The 15,292-nt window shown below is 54.9% G+C and carries 12 protein-coding genes, 1 tRNA gene and 1 riboswitch; of the genes, 7 read left to right on the forward strand and 6 right to left on the reverse strand.

Annotation, left to right across the window (positions count from 1 at the left end):
- Nucleotides 1-91: 91 nt before the first annotated feature.
- Nucleotides 92-1,510, reverse strand: coding sequence for an adenosylhomocysteinase (ahcY, locus tag E2H98_RS12255; RefSeq protein WP_133589102.1), 1,419 nt, complete (start codon nucleotides 1,508-1,510; stop codon nucleotides 92-94).
- 15 nt (nucleotides 1,511-1,525) lie between these two features.
- Nucleotides 1,526-1,602, reverse strand: a riboswitch (S-adenosyl-L-homocysteine riboswitch).
- A gap of 268 nt (nucleotides 1,603-1,870) precedes the next feature.
- On the opposite strand from ahcY, the gene E2H98_RS12260 reads away from it, so the two are divergent.
- From E2H98_RS12260 to E2H98_RS12275, 4 genes are all read left to right on the forward strand, one after another.
- Nucleotides 1,871-2,620 (forward strand): TetR/AcrR family transcriptional regulator, encoded by a 750-nt coding sequence (locus E2H98_RS12260; protein ID WP_157591374.1) that lies wholly within the window; start codon nucleotides 1,871-1,873, stop codon nucleotides 2,618-2,620.
- Between the two features lie 147 nt (nucleotides 2,621-2,767).
- Nucleotides 2,768-5,110, forward strand: coding sequence for an efflux RND transporter permease subunit (locus E2H98_RS12265; protein ID WP_133589098.1), 2,343 nt, complete (start codon nucleotides 2,768-2,770; stop codon nucleotides 5,108-5,110).
- Nucleotides 5,082-5,876: an outer membrane lipoprotein-sorting protein gene (locus E2H98_RS12270; RefSeq protein WP_133589096.1), complete on the forward strand. Its 795-nt coding sequence runs from the start codon at nucleotides 5,082-5,084 to the stop codon at nucleotides 5,874-5,876. The genes E2H98_RS12265 and E2H98_RS12270 overlap by 29 nt, the downstream gene beginning before the upstream one ends.
- Before the next feature lie 2 nt (nucleotides 5,877-5,878).
- Nucleotides 5,879-7,075, forward strand: a complete 1,197-nt coding sequence (locus tag E2H98_RS12275; RefSeq protein WP_198325112.1) for a hypothetical protein — start codon at nucleotides 5,879-5,881, stop codon at nucleotides 7,073-7,075.
- Between the two features lie 38 nt (nucleotides 7,076-7,113).
- Here the strand turns inward: E2H98_RS12275 and E2H98_RS12280 are convergent, their stop codons facing one another.
- The 5 genes from E2H98_RS12280 to mutY all read right to left on the reverse strand — a co-directional run bounded on the left by E2H98_RS12280 (nucleotide 7,114) and on the right by mutY (nucleotide 11,157).
- Nucleotides 7,114-8,490, reverse strand: coding sequence for a response regulator (locus E2H98_RS12280; RefSeq protein ID WP_133589094.1), 1,377 nt, complete (start codon nucleotides 8,488-8,490; stop codon nucleotides 7,114-7,116).
- A 119-nt stretch (nucleotides 8,491-8,609) separates the two neighbouring features.
- A complete protein-coding gene (locus E2H98_RS12285; RefSeq protein ID WP_133589264.1) occupies nucleotides 8,610-8,948 on the reverse strand; it encodes a tRNA-binding protein in 339 nt (112 codons plus the stop codon).
- A gap of 721 nt (nucleotides 8,949-9,669) precedes the next feature.
- Nucleotides 9,670-9,745 (reverse strand) — tRNA-Phe (locus E2H98_RS12290).
- Between the two features lie 75 nt (nucleotides 9,746-9,820).
- The gene (locus E2H98_RS12295; protein ID WP_133589092.1) at nucleotides 9,821-10,099 is read right to left on the reverse strand and encodes an oxidative damage protection protein; all 279 of its coding nucleotides are present in this window, start codon (nucleotides 10,097-10,099) and stop codon (nucleotides 9,821-9,823) included.
- Nucleotides 10,099-11,157: an A/G-specific adenine glycosylase gene (gene mutY, locus E2H98_RS12300; RefSeq protein WP_133589262.1), complete on the reverse strand. Its 1,059-nt coding sequence runs from the start codon at nucleotides 11,155-11,157 to the stop codon at nucleotides 10,099-10,101. The genes E2H98_RS12295 and mutY overlap by 1 nt, the downstream gene beginning before the upstream one ends.
- A 98-nt stretch (nucleotides 11,158-11,255) precedes the next feature.
- Here mutY and E2H98_RS12305 point away from each other — a divergent pair, with 98 nt between their 5' ends.
- From E2H98_RS12305 to E2H98_RS12315, 3 genes are all read left to right on the forward strand, one after another.
- Nucleotides 11,256-11,819 carry a DUF5655 domain-containing protein gene (locus tag E2H98_RS12305; protein ID WP_133589090.1) on the forward strand — a complete coding sequence of 188 codons (564 nt, stop codon included), beginning with the start codon at nucleotides 11,256-11,258 and terminating at the stop codon, nucleotides 11,817-11,819.
- A gap of 102 nt (nucleotides 11,820-11,921) precedes the next feature.
- On the forward strand, nucleotides 11,922-14,420 hold the full coding sequence (locus tag E2H98_RS12310; protein WP_133589088.1) for a protein kinase domain-containing protein: 2,499 nt from the start codon (nucleotides 11,922-11,924) through the stop codon (nucleotides 14,418-14,420).
- 86 nt (nucleotides 14,421-14,506) lie between these two features.
- The gene (locus tag E2H98_RS12315; RefSeq protein WP_133589086.1) at nucleotides 14,507-15,274 is read left to right on the forward strand and encodes a coiled-coil domain-containing protein; all 768 of its coding nucleotides are present in this window, start codon (nucleotides 14,507-14,509) and stop codon (nucleotides 15,272-15,274) included.
- Nucleotides 15,275-15,292 lie beyond the last annotated feature (18 nt).

Below are 15,292 nucleotides of genomic sequence, written 5' to 3' on the forward strand. Positions count from 1 at the left end.
ATGAACTCTGAAATGGTTGCGTGAAAAGAAAATGGAAAAGGGGAAAACAAAAAAGCGCGAGCGGGTTGCCGGTCGCGCTTTTTCTTGTTGCTTAGTAGCGGTAATGTTCCGGCTTGTACGGACCTTCGACTGGCACGCTGATGTAATCGGCTTGGGCCTGGCTCAGCTTGGTCAGGTTGGCGCCGATTTTCTGCAGATGCAGGCGGGCCACTTTTTCGTCGAGGTGTTTCGGCAGTACGTACACTTTGTTTTCGTACTCGTTGCCACGGGTGAACAACTCGATTTGCGCCAGCGTCTGGTTGGTGAAGCTGTTCGACATGACGAACGACGGGTGGCCGGTGGCGCAGCCCAGATTCACCAGGCGGCCTTCAGCCAACAGGATGATGCGATTGCCGCTAGGCAGAATGATGTGATCGACTTGCGGCTTGATGTTTTCCCACGGGTATTGACGCATTTTCGCGACCTGGATTTCCGAATCGAAATGGCCGATGTTGCAGACGATGGTGTTGTGTTTCATCTTGACCATATGGTCGTGGGTGATGACATCGAAGTTGCCAGTGGCGGTAACGAAAATATCGGCCTTGTCGCAGACCTCGTCCATCGTTACGACACGGTAACCTTCCATCGCCGCTTGCAAGGCGCAAATCGGGTCGATTTCAGTAATCCAGACGGTAGCGCCCAAGCCGCGCAAGCTTTGCGCGCAGCCTTTGCCGACATCGCCATAACCGCAGACGACGGCAATTTTGCCAGCGATCATCACGTCGGTGGCGCGCTTGATGCCGTCGACCAGCGATTCACGGCAGCCATAGAGGTTGTCGAACTTGGCTTTGGTGACCGAGTCATTGACGTTGATCGCCGGGAACGGCAGTTGGCCTTTTTTCGCCATTTCGTACAGGCGATGCACGCCCGTTGTGGTTTCTTCGGTGACGCCTTTGATTTCTTTTAGGCGCTTGGAATACCAGTTCGGATCTTGTTTCAGGTAACGGGCAATCGACGCGTACAAGGCTTTTTCTTCGTCGTTGTTCGGTTTGCTGATTACCGCCGCATCTTTTTCGGCTTTGGCGCCGAGCATCAACAGCAGTGTGGCGTCGCCGCCATCATCGAGAATCATGTTGGCATGATTGTCGTTAGGCCAGGTGAAAATCTTGTGGGTGAATTCCCAGTATTCGTCCAGCGATTCACCTTTGTGCGCGAACACCGGAATGCCGGCGGCGGCAATCGCGGCGGCAGCGTGATCCTGGGTCGAGAACACGTTGCAGGAGGCCCAGCGCACTTCAGCGCCAAGCGCCGTCAGCGTTTCAATCAGTACCGCAGTCTGAATGGTCATATGCAGCGAACCGGCAATGCGGGCGCCTTTCAACGGCTTCTTGGCACCGTATTCCTCACGCGTGGCCATCAGGCCTGGCATTTCGGTTTCGGCAATGAACAGCTCTTTGCGGCCCCAATCGGCCAGCGACATGTCTTTGACAGCAAAATCGGTAAAACCGGATGTCTTGGCGACAGCAGTCATCGTTTATCTCCATTGATTTACCGGGCGCCGTTGACGTTGATGACCCATCCAAGCCTGGCTTCACGTAGGAAGTCGCAGCGCCCCTTGGTTGGGGTGAAAGGTATTGCTACAGGGTACTGATACGCGCTTACCCGCTGCTCCGATGGCTCGGGCCGGCAAGTCGGGCGATATTTTACCTGCAGCGTCGTCGATCAGGAAACCGTTGATTCTGGTCTTACCTGTCAGTGCTTGGCAGCATCCTTCAGATTTGGGGTTGACGGACGGGGGCGTGCTCATGAAAATGACGAACCGTCAATGACGGGTCGTCACTTATCTGTCCGAAGTGATGAAGTCCGTCCGTTGTATTTGGCAAAGGTGTCTATGAGCCCACGTGTGTTGTCCGAACAGTCGCAAGCCGATCGCGAGCTGGAATTGATTCAGCAGGCCCGGCTATTGATCGAGCGTGATGGCATCCATGCCCTGACCATCGACAAGCTGGTCACGATGGTGCCTTATTCGAAAGGTACGATTTATAACCACTTTGGCAGCAAGGAAGATTTGCTGATTGCCGTCGCCAATCTTTGCATCACCGAAGTCACTGAGCTGTTCCGGCGGGCAATGTCGTACATGGGCAAAAGTCGCGAACGCGGGCTGGTGATCATGTTGTCGTACCTGATTTGGGCTCGCCTGCATCCGATGCAGTTGTTCATTGTGCTGACCGCGCATTCGCCTTCCGTTGTGGAGCGGGCAGACGACAAGCGCACCGAGCGCCATCTGCAACTGGAAGGGCAGTTGATGCAGTTGGTGCTGAAGGTATTTACCGATGCCGTGGAAGACGGTGACTTGATTCTGCCACCGGGTATGGATGTGCAACGCATGGTATTCGCCATGTGGTCAGCCGGTTTTGGTGCCATTGCCTTGGTGACCAGCAAATGCGATTGCGCTGGCGCCATCGGATTTGAAATTGAGCGCGAATTTTTTACCAATGTGCAGATGATGGCGGACGGCATGCAGTGGCAGCCAATGTCCAACCAGTTTGATTACAAAGCGGTATTGCGCAAAGCCTCAGCGGAGTTATTCGCGGAGGAAATGCGGCAACTGGAAGTGCTAGGCAGACCGCTGCAGTTTTAAGTTTTTGGGTGCCGGTTTTGCGTTCGCTGAACCGGCATTTATGCATGAGTTTACAGGTAAGCAGTCTTGAACACGGAGTCGCGCATTAAGGCGATTTTTTTCGCTGCAATGGTGACGAATCGTCAACAATGAATAAGGGGCCTCGTCATGAGGGACGCGTTTTTCCAAAGGATTCTGAATCATCCCTGGTGGGTCATTCTCAGCACGTTAATTCTGGCCGCCGCCGCCACGATGGGCGCACAGCACCTGGTGTTCAAAAGCGATTACCGGGTGTTTTTTGGCCCGGATAATCCACAACGCATCGCGTTCGAGTCGATGCAGGCAATCTATGCCAAAAGCGACAACGTCGCGTTTATCATTGCGCCGAAAAATGGTGAGGTATTTACCGAAGAAACGCTGACTGTTGTGCGAAAGCTGACGCACGATGCCTGGCAGATTCCGTATACGTCGCGCGTGGATTCGATCACCAATTTCCAGCACACCGTTGGCGAAGAAGACGATTTGATCGTCGCCGATTTGGTGCCGGAAGACATTGAGTACAGCACTGAAAATCTGCAACGCATTCGTGACATCGCGATCAACGAACCATTGATGCGCAAGCGCCTGATTTCTGAACAAGGTCATGTCACGGTCGTCAATGCCACCGTGCAATTGCCGGGTGTCGATCAAATCAAGGAAGTGCCAGAAGTGGTTGCTTATGCGCGGCAACTGCGCGATGAGCTGCGCGCCAGTCACCCGGATATCGAGGTGTATCTGTCCGGCATGGTGATGATGAACACCAGCTTTGCCGAATCTTCGCAGGAAGACGCCGCGACTTTGGTGCCATTGATGTTCCTGGTCGTCATCGTCACCATAGGACTCCTGCAGCGCACGATCAGCGGCACCTTTGCCAGCGTCGTCATCATTATTCTGTCGATAGCGGTGACGATGGGTATGGCCGGTTGGACAGGGTTTTACCTGACTGGCCCATCCGCCTCGACACCAACGATGGTGTTGACGTTGGCCGTTGCCGATTGCGTGCACATTCTGACGACCTTCTTCTACGAGATGCGTCATGGTGCCGATAAAAAGTCGGCGATGATGGCCAGCTTGAAACTGAACCTTAAGCCGGTATTCCTGACCTCGATCACGACGGCCATTGGTTTCCTGTCGATGAATTTCTCCGATTCGCCACCGTTCGCCGATCTGGGCAACATGGTCGCGTTTGGCGTGATGATCGCGTTCGTGATGTCGGTAACCACCTTCCCGGCGCTGATGATGGTATTGCCAGTACGGGTGAAACAGATTAGCGAAGAAAAAAGTACGCGTACCGAACAGCTCGGCAACTGGATTATTGCTAAACGCCGCTGGTTGCTGCCGATCGGTTTGGTGACCGTGTTCGCGCTCTCTGCCGGTCTGCCGCAAAATATCCTGAACGATGATTTTGTCGAGTACTTCGATCAACGTGTGCCATTCCGCCAGGCTACCGACTTCATGGAAGCAAACTTGAGCGGCATGACCACGATGGAGTTCTCCATTGATAGCGGTGAAAGTTCAGGCATCAATGAGCCGGCCTATCTGCATGCTGTTGAGGATTTTTCCAACTGGTTACGCGCGCAACCGGAAACCGACCACGTCAACTCGATCACCGATATCATCAAGCGTCTGAACAAAAACATGCATGCTGATGATCCGAGCTACTACCGCTTGCCGGATCAGCGTGATTTGTCAGCGCAGTACTTGTTGTTATATGAAATGTCGCTGCCGTACGGATTGGATTTGAACAACCAGTTGAATGTTGACAAGTCATCGACGCGAGTGATCGGTACGTTCAAGAATATAACCAGCGAGCAAATTCTCGCGCTGGAACAACGTATCAATCAATGGTTTCAACAGAATGCGCCGGCCTACAAAGTCGATATCGCCAGCACATCGCTGATGTTCGCGCACATCGGCCAGCGCAATATCGAATCAATGCTGCTCGGTACGTTTATCGCACTGGTGCTGATTTCGGTGTTGCTCGGCATCGCACTGCGCAGTGTCAAATTCGGTTTTATCAGCCTGTTCCCGAACCTGATGCCGGCCGGTATCTCGTTTGGTATCTGGGGCATGACCGTTGGTGAAGTAGGTCTTGGTTTATCGGTCGTGACCGGCATGACGCTTGGCATTGTTGTCGATGACACCGTGCACTTCATGAGCAAATACCTGCATGCCCGTCGTGAAAAAAACGCCAGCCCGGAAGCGGCCGTGCGTTACGCTTTCGCCAGTGTCGGTCGGGCGTTGTGGATCACCACGTTTGTGCTGGTTGCCGGCTTCATGGTGTTGGCCCAGTCATCATTCCGGGTCAACTCTGATATGGGCTTACTGACTGCCGTGACAATTTTGATCGCGCTGATTGTCGATTTCTTTTTACTTCCACCAATGCTGATGAAGCTGGACAAGGCGCCGTCAATGTCCAGCGCCACCAACAAGGAGACATCTAATGAAAAAGTTGCTGCCGAACTGGGTTAATGTTGCGCTGACCAGCGCCTTGCTGGCGCTGGCAATACCCGCGCACGCCTCGGCGGAAAAGGGCCTGGAAATCGCCAAGGAAATGAAAGCCCGCGATATCGGCTGGGGCGATAGTCAAGCCGAAATGAAAATGATCCTGACCAATAAGCAAGGCGAGAGCAGCGAGCGGGAAATCCGTATTCAATCGCTGGAAGTGCAACAGGATGGCGACAAATCCTTGAGCATTTTCGATTCCCCGCAGGATGTCAAAGGCACGGCGTTTTTGAGTTTTTCACATGCCGTCGGTGATGACGAACAATGGTTATTTCTGCCGGCTCTGAGCCGGGTCAAGCGCATTTCTTCAAGCAATAAATCTGGACCATTTATGGGCAGTGAGTTTGCCTATGAAGACTTAACGTCGTTTGAAGTGCCGAAGTACACCTATAACTATCTGCGCGACGAAAACATCAATGGTCTGGATGCCTACGTCATCGAAACCATTCCGGTTGATAAAAACTCCGGCTATACCCGCCGGGTGGTGTGGGTTGATAAAGCCCATTACCGGGTGCAGAAAATCGAGTTCTACGATCGTCGCAATGCGTTGCTGAAAACACTGACAATGACGGATTACCAGCAGTATCTGGACAAGTACTGGCGGCCACTGAACATGTTGATGGTCAACCATCAGACCGGAAAAAAGACCGAGCTGAACTGGAGCAACTTCCGCTTTAACACCGGCTTGAAAGATGAGGATTTCAATCAAAATACCTTGAAGCGGGCACGTTGAGCATGAATAAAACCATGATGGGTTTGGCATTGGCACTGAGCAGTTTCAGTGCCAATGCCCAAGCCGAAACGGAAACCGATTTTCGGGGCAATGTGTCGTTGCAAGGCCGTGCTTTTTTGTCTGAACCGTTATTCCCGAATCAGGAGGATTACAACCTGTCGGTTGCCGCGCAACCGGAGTGGAACTGGCAATGGAACGATCGCCGCGACAGCTTCACGCTGGAGCTGTTCGGTCGCTGGGATCAGAACGATGGTGAGCGCACTCATGCTGATATTCGCCAGGCCGCCTGGATTCATGTCGGCGAGGAGATAGAAACGCGTGTTGGTTTGCGGCGTGTGTTCTGGGGCGTCACCGAGTTCCAGCATCTGGTCGATATCATCAATCAATCGGATCTGGTTGAGGACTTGGATGCCGAGGACAAACTTGGTCAGCCGATGATCAATTTCTCGACGGTGCAGGATTGGGGCATTGTCGATTTATACATTCTGCCGTATTTCCGTGAGCGTACTTTCGCTGGGGCGGATGGCCGGCCGCGCTTGCCGCTTCCTGTGTTTGTCGATGACCCGTTGTACGAATCGGATGACGAAGAAAAGCATATTGATTACGCGCTGCGCTGGTCGAATACCATTGATGTATTTGATGTCGGCGTTGCGTACTTCGATGGCACGGCACGTGACCCTTTGTTGTTGCCGGCTTTTATCAACGGTGAATTGGGTTTGCGGCCTTACTATCCGCAGATTGAGCGTTTCAGCGTTGATGCGCAGGCGACCATTGAGTCCTGGCTGTGGAAGCTGGAGGCGATTCATCAGCACCGTGATGGCGAAAGCTTTGTCGCAATGCACGGAGGTTTCGAGTACACGATCGTTGGCTTTATGGAGTCGGCCGCTGATTTGGGGTTGCTGATCGAATACGGTTGGGATGAGCGTGACGAACAGTCGACCAGCCTGTTCCAAAACGATCTACTGTTCGGTGCTCGTCTGGCGATGAACGATATGGCGTCCAGCGAGTTGCTGATGGGCATTTCCCGCGACCTCGATTACGACAGCCATTCATTACTGGTTGAAGGCAGCAGGCGGTTTGGACAGAACCTGGTGGTATCGATTGATCTGCGCTTGTTTGATAGTGATGAGCCAGAAGATGTGCTGTACGGACTGCGTCGTGATGATTATCTGCAGGTGGATCTGGAATATTATTTCTGAAACCCTGATAGCCCGCACCGTGTAGTGCGGGTTTCTCTTTATTGGGCGACAAATTCCGACGCCAACGCCATGCGCGCATCAAGTTTAAAGCGTGCGCCTTTAACTCCCGTAATTGCCGGATCATTGTGTTGCACGATGCGCACCGACATCCTCTCGCCTTGCATCGGCAGGCACTGACCATCGGCATTCAGCGTGGAATAGGCTTGTACAGCCTGACGCTCGGCACCAATCGGCGCGTACCACAATTGTTCGCCAGCCGCGGTGACCAAGGTGCCTTCGTGCACGGGTGCATAAGCATCGCCAAAACAGGCCGGCGACAAGAAATACAAAGCCGGTAATCGCGTCGCAATCAGACCTTCATTATCGAGTGCAAACCGGTAGCCAGTGCGACTGACCACCATCAGTTCGGCGCCGTGTGGGCTAATGCCCGCCCAAGCGCCAATGACATTGCCATCGGTTTCGCGCAACCAACGGGTTTGGCCGCTGACCGTCGTTGGTGCGTTGGCGCTTACCGAGCTTTCCAGACCATTGATTTGCGCTTGCAGACCATCCAGCGCATTACTGAGCTGCTGTGATTGCTGGTGCAAGTTATCGGCAATCAGCGTGTTTTGCGTCGCAAACGCTGACCATAGCGTGGCGGCAAAAGCGCCGGTAAGTAACAGCATCGCCGCTGCGGTCGCGAGCGTCCGGTTTTTTGCGCTGCGGGCTTGGCGCTGTTGTTCAGCGCGTTGCCAATCGAGTTCCGCCAATACCGGTTTCATGGCCTCAGAGACGGTGTTGCCGATACGCTGCGCAACCAGATCCGCCAACCGACGATTGGCCTGTGTCGCTTCGTGTCGCCACTCATCGAGTGCATCATGAATCTGGTGTGACATCGCCGGGCGCAATTCGCTGCGAAACACCCGCTCGATTTCCCGGCGCATATCCGTGCTGTCGATAGCGCTGTGTTGGGCGGCCACTGGCGGTGTGGCGACGGCGACGGTGGTGGGCGTTTCGGCTTCGCTGCTATGTGGCAATAAACGCAGGCGTTGCAGTGCTTCTTCCAGCACCGTTTGCTCAACACCTTTCGGTAAGACATCGATGGCACCAAACGCACGCGCCTGACTCAAATACACTTCGCCGGTGCGGGCGGTGTACATCATGACCGGAATGGTCGCGTATTCCGGGTGCGCTTTCAGCACTTTCAGGGTATCGAGGCCGTTCATGCCGGGCATCGCGTGATCCATGAAGATCACATCCGGTTTTTCCAGCTTCAGATAATCGAGTGCGGCTTCTGCACTTTGTACCGAGTCGGCATTGATCTGGTAATTGCGCAGCATGCGCTTTAGCACCGCACAGGCGGTCGGTGAATCGTCAACGATCAGCGCGCGTTTGTTGTGGCTGGATGCGACTGACGGCGCGACATCCTGTGTCATGATTTCCCTCCTGGCCGAAGGCCACCTGAGTGGGGCTCTGATTGGCTGAGGGGCAATGCTAGCGGCGAGCGCCCAGCAATAATGCGAAACCTTGCCCAAACTGCGGCAGTGCTTGCGGTTCAGGCAAGGCGCGCACCGTTTGGCACATCACGTTCAACGCTCGCCAGTACGACAGCACCATCTTCGCGATGAAAGCCGGTGACCAGACATTCCGACAGGAATGGCCCGATTTGTTTCGGCGGGAAATTGGTCACGGCGATGATCTGCCGACCGACTAATTCCTCGCAGGAATAAAGATCGGTGATCTGCGCGCTGGAGCGTTTGATGCCGATTTCAGCGCCGAAGTCGATGGTCAGTTTGTAGGCGGGTTTGCGTGCTTCGGGAAAGGGTTCGGCTTTTACAATGGTGCCGACGCGTAGTTCGATTTTTTGGAAGTCGTTCCAGGTGATTTCGGACATTGTGCGGTTCCAGTTTTTGTAGATCTTAGTGAATTGTTGCACATGATGTTTCTGAACTATTAGCTTCTGTGTTCGAAATACTGACGTATTTGATTTTCTGTGCAATGAGCTTGAATGCAAGCTTTTGCTTTTCTGGTTTGTCGGTTCCCGGACCGACAGCCGGGTTACTTTCTCTTGTTCGCGCAAGAGAAAGTAACCAAAGAGAAGCGCGCCCCGATGCGCCAGGTTAGTTGTGTTGCTTCGATTAAGCCGCTCCGGCATCGACATGATTCCTGCTCGGGCCGTGCTGACTCGGCATCCCTGCCTCGACAGCACTACAACCGCTATCCTTGCGGTTGTACCCGGCCTACATCATGTCGCTGCCGGCTGGCGCAGACGGGGACCCCGATTTTTCTTTTCGATGGGATTGGCTTCGAAACTAAAAACGAAGTGCTAATTTGAGGTGGTTGTGTCGTGAATTGGAAATTGGGTTGGTTTAGTTCAATGAAGCGCCGTCGCTTACTCCAAAAAGAAAAACGCCCGATGATTTGCATCATCAGGCGTTAATCGAATTAGTGGTGGCCCGGGGCAGACCAAATCGCCGGGAGCGATTTGGCGAAGCGAAGCTTCCCGTAGGGCGCATCACAGGGATGTGGTGCGCAATTGAACGGAGTTCAATGCTGCCCAACCTCAGAAAGAAAAAAGCCCGCAGAGTTTGCACGCTGCAGGCTTTCGAAATTAGTGGTGGCCCGGGGCAGAATTGAACTGCCGACACAAGGATTTTCAGTCCTCTGCTCTACCAACTGAGCTACCAGGCCACGCGAAGGCGCGTATTAAACCGATCGGCCGGCGATAAGTCAAGAAACAGTTGCCACTCGGGCGATCTTGGTTATTTATTGCCCAGACGGCGGTGGCACATAGCCTTCAACTTTGTCGTAGTCACCACCGAACAGGAATTTTTCCATTTCACCGGCCAGGTACTTGCGTGCCTCCGGATCGAGCATGGTCAGCCGTTTTTCGTTGATCAGCATGGTCTGGTGGGCTTTCCACTGCTCCCAGGCTTCGGCGGAAATGGTCTCGTAGATGCGCTTGCCGAGTTCGCCAGGGTAGGGCGGGAACGGCAGGCCCTCGGCTTCTTTCTTCAGTTTCACGCATTGAACGGTACGGGCCATCAGGATTTCTCCGGGAATTGTTGCTGTATCAGTTTCAGGATCGGCGCCGGCAGCCCGGTTTCGTGCAGCGCATTGAGCGGCTGCCAGCGGTAAGGGGCGTCCATGATACGGGATGCGCGAGCGGCTATCACCCCGTAGAACGCGTGGATATCGAGCTGGAAATGGCTGAAGGTGTGGCGCAGCGGCGGAATCGCCTCATGCAGTTGCACTGATAATCCGAGTTCGGCAGCTTGCTCAATCGGCGACAGCGCCGGGTCGATTTCCGGTAGTGTCCACAGCCCGCCCCAGATGCCGGTTGGCGGCCGTTGTTTTAGCAACAGGCGCTTGCCATCGACCAGCATCAGCACCCGGCTCTGTTTCAGCGGCACGGCTTTTTTCGGCTTTTTGCCGGGGTAGCGCTCGAATGCCTGCGTACGTTCGGCAACGCAATGGCCGCTGAATGGGCATTGCTTGCAGACAGGCGTGCCGCGCCGGCAGACCGTAGCGCCGATATCCATCATCGCCTGATTCCAGTCGGCGTGACGCTTGGCCGGCGTCAGTTGTTCGGACAGCGCCCACAGCCGTTTTTCCGCTTCGCGCGGCTGTTTGAACAGTTCGATGCCAGCAACCCGGCACAGCACCCGTTTGACGTTGCCATCGAGTATCGGCGCCCAGTAGCCGGCGCCAAGGCTCAAAATCGCGCCGGCGGTCGAACGGCCAATGCCAGGCAGCTCGGCGATGGCTTCGACAGATAGCGGAAATTCACCGCCGTTTTCGGCTTGCAATAGCTTCGCGCAGGCGTGCAGGTTACGAGCTCGACTGTAATAGCCGAGGCCGGCCCAATGCGCCAGCACGTCATCGAGGGGCGCCTCGGCCAGCGCATCCAGCGTCGGAAAGCGCTGCATAAAGCGCTGGTAATAGTCGATGACCGTCGTGACTTGCGTTTGCTGCAGCATGATTTCCGAAATCCAGACCCGGTATGCGGTCTTGTGCTGCTGCCAAGGCAGGTGCTTGCGGCCGGCCCGGTCAAACCAGGCCAGCACGGCGCGTTGAATGGCTTGGGTGTTTTGCGAAGGCATGGCGTCTATTATTGAGGCGAGTGCTACTGGCGACAAACGGCGCACAGCATAAGCGCAGTGCACAGCAAACGCGAACAATCGATAAAAGGATGAACGAGATGGCAAACCCCGATGACGCCCTGAAAACGATGATCAGCAATCTGGAAAAGAACACCGGCAAGTCACTGGCCACATGGACCATGTTGTGCACGATGGCCGGCATCGACAAGCACGGCGCGCTGGTCAAATGGCTGAAAACCGAGCATGGCATGACTCACGGTTACGCCAATTTGGTCGCGGCCGAAGCGCTGCGCCAGACGGTATCGGCGCCATCGGAAGGCGGTGAGTTGCTCGAAGCGCAATACGCCGGCGATAAAGCCGTGTTGAAGCCCATTTACGATGCCATCGTCGATTACGTGCTAAGCCTGGGTAAGGATGTCGAACTCGCGCCGAAGAAAAGCTACACGGCGCTACGGCGCAGCAAACAGTTCGCACTGATTCAACCATCAACCAAAACCCGCGTTGACCTCGGCTTGAACTTGAAAGGTGTACCGGCCGCTGGGCGCTTGGAGGCCTCGGGTTCGTTTTCCGCGATGTGCAGCCATCGCATTCGGCTGGAAAGCGTCAAGGATGTTGATGCCGAAGTGCGTGCCTGGCTGAAGCAGGCGTATCAAGCGGCTTGAGCTCAGTCGCTTGCGTCGCCGCAGTGCAGTACGCATACTGACCCGACGGCGAAAAAGCCGCATAACAACGATAAACATGAGCTGGGGAAGCAAAGCGCCACGATGTTGATTCCGGGATACCGCATAGTCAGGCTGCTCGGCGAGGGCGGCATGGCCAAAGTCTATCTGGCCATTCAGGAAAGCTTCGAGCGCGAGGTGGCGCTGAAAATCATGGCGCCGCATTTGCTCAATGCCGACAGCCAATACGGCGAACGCTTTCTGCGCGAAGCGCGCATCGTCGCCAAGCTGACCCACCCGCATATCGTCAGCGTTTACGATGTCGGCGTGCACGATGGTCTGCACTATCTGTCGATGGAATATGTGCCGGGGCAAGATCTGAAACATAAACGGCAAGCGCTGACGCTGGTGCAGAATCTGCGAGCCGTCAAACAAGTGGCGCTGGCACTCGATTACGCGCACAAGAAAGGTTACGTCCATCGCGACATCAAACCCGAAAATATTCTGATCCACGAAGAGGATGGTCGTGCGGTGTTGACCGATTTCGGCATTGCCCGCATGACCGGCTTGGAAGAAAACCTGACCCAGACCGGTGTTGCCATTGGTACGCCGAGTTACATGAGCCCGGAACACGCGCTTGGCAAGCCGGTGGACCATCGAGCCGATTTGTACAGCCTTGGCATCGTCATGTTTTATCTGTTGAAAGGCCATGTGCCCTTCACTGGTGACTCGGCCGTCGCTGTCGGCTTGAAGCACGCCGTTGAACCGGTGCCTCGGCTCGAAGGTGCGCTGATTATCTTCCAGCCGGTGCTGGAAAAAATTCTCGCCAAACAACCGGATAAACGTTTTCAGAGCGGCCTCGAATTTGCCGAGGTATTGGAAGAACTGACGGCGAAAGTCACACCGGAACTGGAACAGCTCTGGCGCGAATCAATCAGCAATCCGCTGGCCGCGAAAGAAGATAAAACCGTGGCGACGCCGACTGCCGTCAAAGCGCCACAGGCTGCTCCAGCACCAACACCTGTGCCCACGCCGGCCGCCAAACGTGAGCGCAGCGAAGAAACGAAAATCACGCAGTTGCCGCCAGTCAAAGCCGAGCAACCACGTGCGGCGATTGGCGATCAGGAGTTTGTCGTTCATGCCGATGAACGGCCAGGCGCCACCAGCGCACAGAAAGCGCAAACCGGCACACCGATTTGGGCCATTGTGCTGGTATTGGTTATTGCTGTTGCTGGCGTTGTGTTGTGGCGCAGCGGTTTATTGCAACAGTCAACTGATGCCGCAAGTGAAACCAGCGCCACCCCATCGCAGACGACAGCGCCGGCTGAAACGGTACCGGTGCCGGTTCCGGCGACAGAAGCGCTAACCGAAACGGAAAATCGCCAGCCTGAACCACAGGCCAGCGCGCCGACCGAGCAAGAAAAAGTGCCGGCTGAGATGCCGTCAACGACAGGCAACGCAACGACTCCATCGACGGAAACCGCGGCAACGACTACCGCAACGGAAACGGTCACCGAGGCGCCGCCACAAACCGCGCCAGTGACAGAAAAAGCACCCGAACTCAGCGAAGCCGAGCGTACTCAGCAACGCGTGCAACAACTACTACAACAAGCCGAGCAGCAGCTAAAGGCCGGAAAGTTGATTGAGCCGGAAAACGATAATGCCGAAACCAGCTATCGTGAAGTATTGAGCTTGCAACCGGACTCGGCCAGTGCCAAAGACGGTTTGTCTGCCGTTGGCATTGCGCTGGCCGCACGTGGTCTGGAACAGGTCAAACAAAAAGATCTGATTGCTGCCCGCAAGGACTACGAGCGCGCTTTGGCACTGGCGCCGCGCGACCGCGACGTGCAGGTATTGAAGCAACGCATTGAGGCGGCACAACGCGAACAGGATGCACAAGTGCATGTCGATAAAGCGGTCGCTGCGCTGAAAAAAAACCAGTTGTTATCGCCGCCGAAAAACAACGCGTATGAGCATTATCAAAAAGCGTTGTCGATTCATCCCAGCAATAAAGCGGCGCTGAAAGGCCGTGATGAATTGGCGCAGCGTGTCGCCAAGCGCATCGACGAGTTATGGCAACAGCAACAGGTCACCGAAGCCAGTGCCCTGTACGCGCTGGCGGAAGAAAAATACCCGGATAGTGCCGAGATAAAAAGCGTCGCGCAAAAAACCATACTGGCGCCGAAAAAGCCGACGGTCACCGCGGAAGACGAGGCGGAACTGCTGCGTCAGATGGAAACCGAAATCGCCGAGAAAGCTCCTGAGCCGCCAAAACCTGCGGTACCGGTCGTGCAGGTCGCGGCTGAACCGATTGCCACCCTTGATGGTGTGCAGTCGGCAAATATCAATCTGAACCGGACGCTGCATGTGCGATTTCGTTTCCAACATTTCACCACCAGCAGCACGGTGCTGATGGCGCGGCTTTACGATGGTTCGCGCGCCGTGCGCATCAGCGAAGTGCCGGTCATCGTTCGCGGCAGCGAAGGCGAAGTCAGCTTTGTCATCAACCGGATGGTCGAAGGCTTTCCGGAAGGCGGCTATATTCTTGATATCATGATGGCCGACCAGCGTTTGGCCAGTACCAGTTTTGTTGTTGCACGCTGAAATGAGCATTGTGTCGCGTTGTTGACTTGACGAATCAAGACCTGCTGACAACGCTTGAATGACAACCACAATACGGGAGAAATGACATGCACTCGTTTCGTTTGCTGTTGGCGGCTGCGGTCGTCGCGTCGTTGCTGGGTTGCCAGACCACTGGCGACATGAAAAAACTGAAAGACACCAATCAAACATTGGAAAATCAGTTGCGTCAGGCCAACGCTGAAATCGCCAGTCTGAAACAGCAACAACAAGCGCTGAACCAGGAATTGCAAACAACCAAGCAGGTACTTGGCGTCATGGGCACTGAAAAACAATCACGTGTCGCAGAAAGCACGGCGTTGCGTCAGCAGGCGCGCAGCTTCTTGCTGGATAATGTTGATCGCATGCGCCAGTTTTTACTGGATGCCAATTTGAATGATTATGTTGGCGGCGAGCAAGTGGCACGCAAGTTGGTCGATAAAGGGCCGGTGCTGATCGCTGATTTCTCGCATCCGATGCCACGTGGTGGGCAATTGCTCGGCGTTACCGCGCAACTCAATGCTGCCTGTCCATTTGCTGTGCGGGTGCTGCGCAAAGTCGAAAATGAGTATGTCGTCATTTGGCAGGGACCGATGCTTGAAGCCAAACAAGCCGGCGTCAATCGCATCATGTTCCCGGTGGCGGTGGGCGTCGAAGCCGGTGATGTCGCGGCGTATTACTTTCCCGACGGTCAGTGTGTCGCGTACGATAAAGGCACCGGCAACTTCCGTTACCTGAGCAATGATCTGCCGCTCGGCGGCAGTGTTTACGCCACCCGCTTCGACGGCGAAAAAGACCGGCGGATGTACAGCCTGGGTGTATTTGGTTTACTGAAGTAAGCGTATTTTGTTAGCCAA

Origin of the sequence: Permianibacter aggregans (assembly GCF_009756665.1) — a bacterium.
GTDB lineage: Bacteria > Pseudomonadota > Gammaproteobacteria > Enterobacterales > Permianibacteraceae > Permianibacter > Permianibacter aggregans.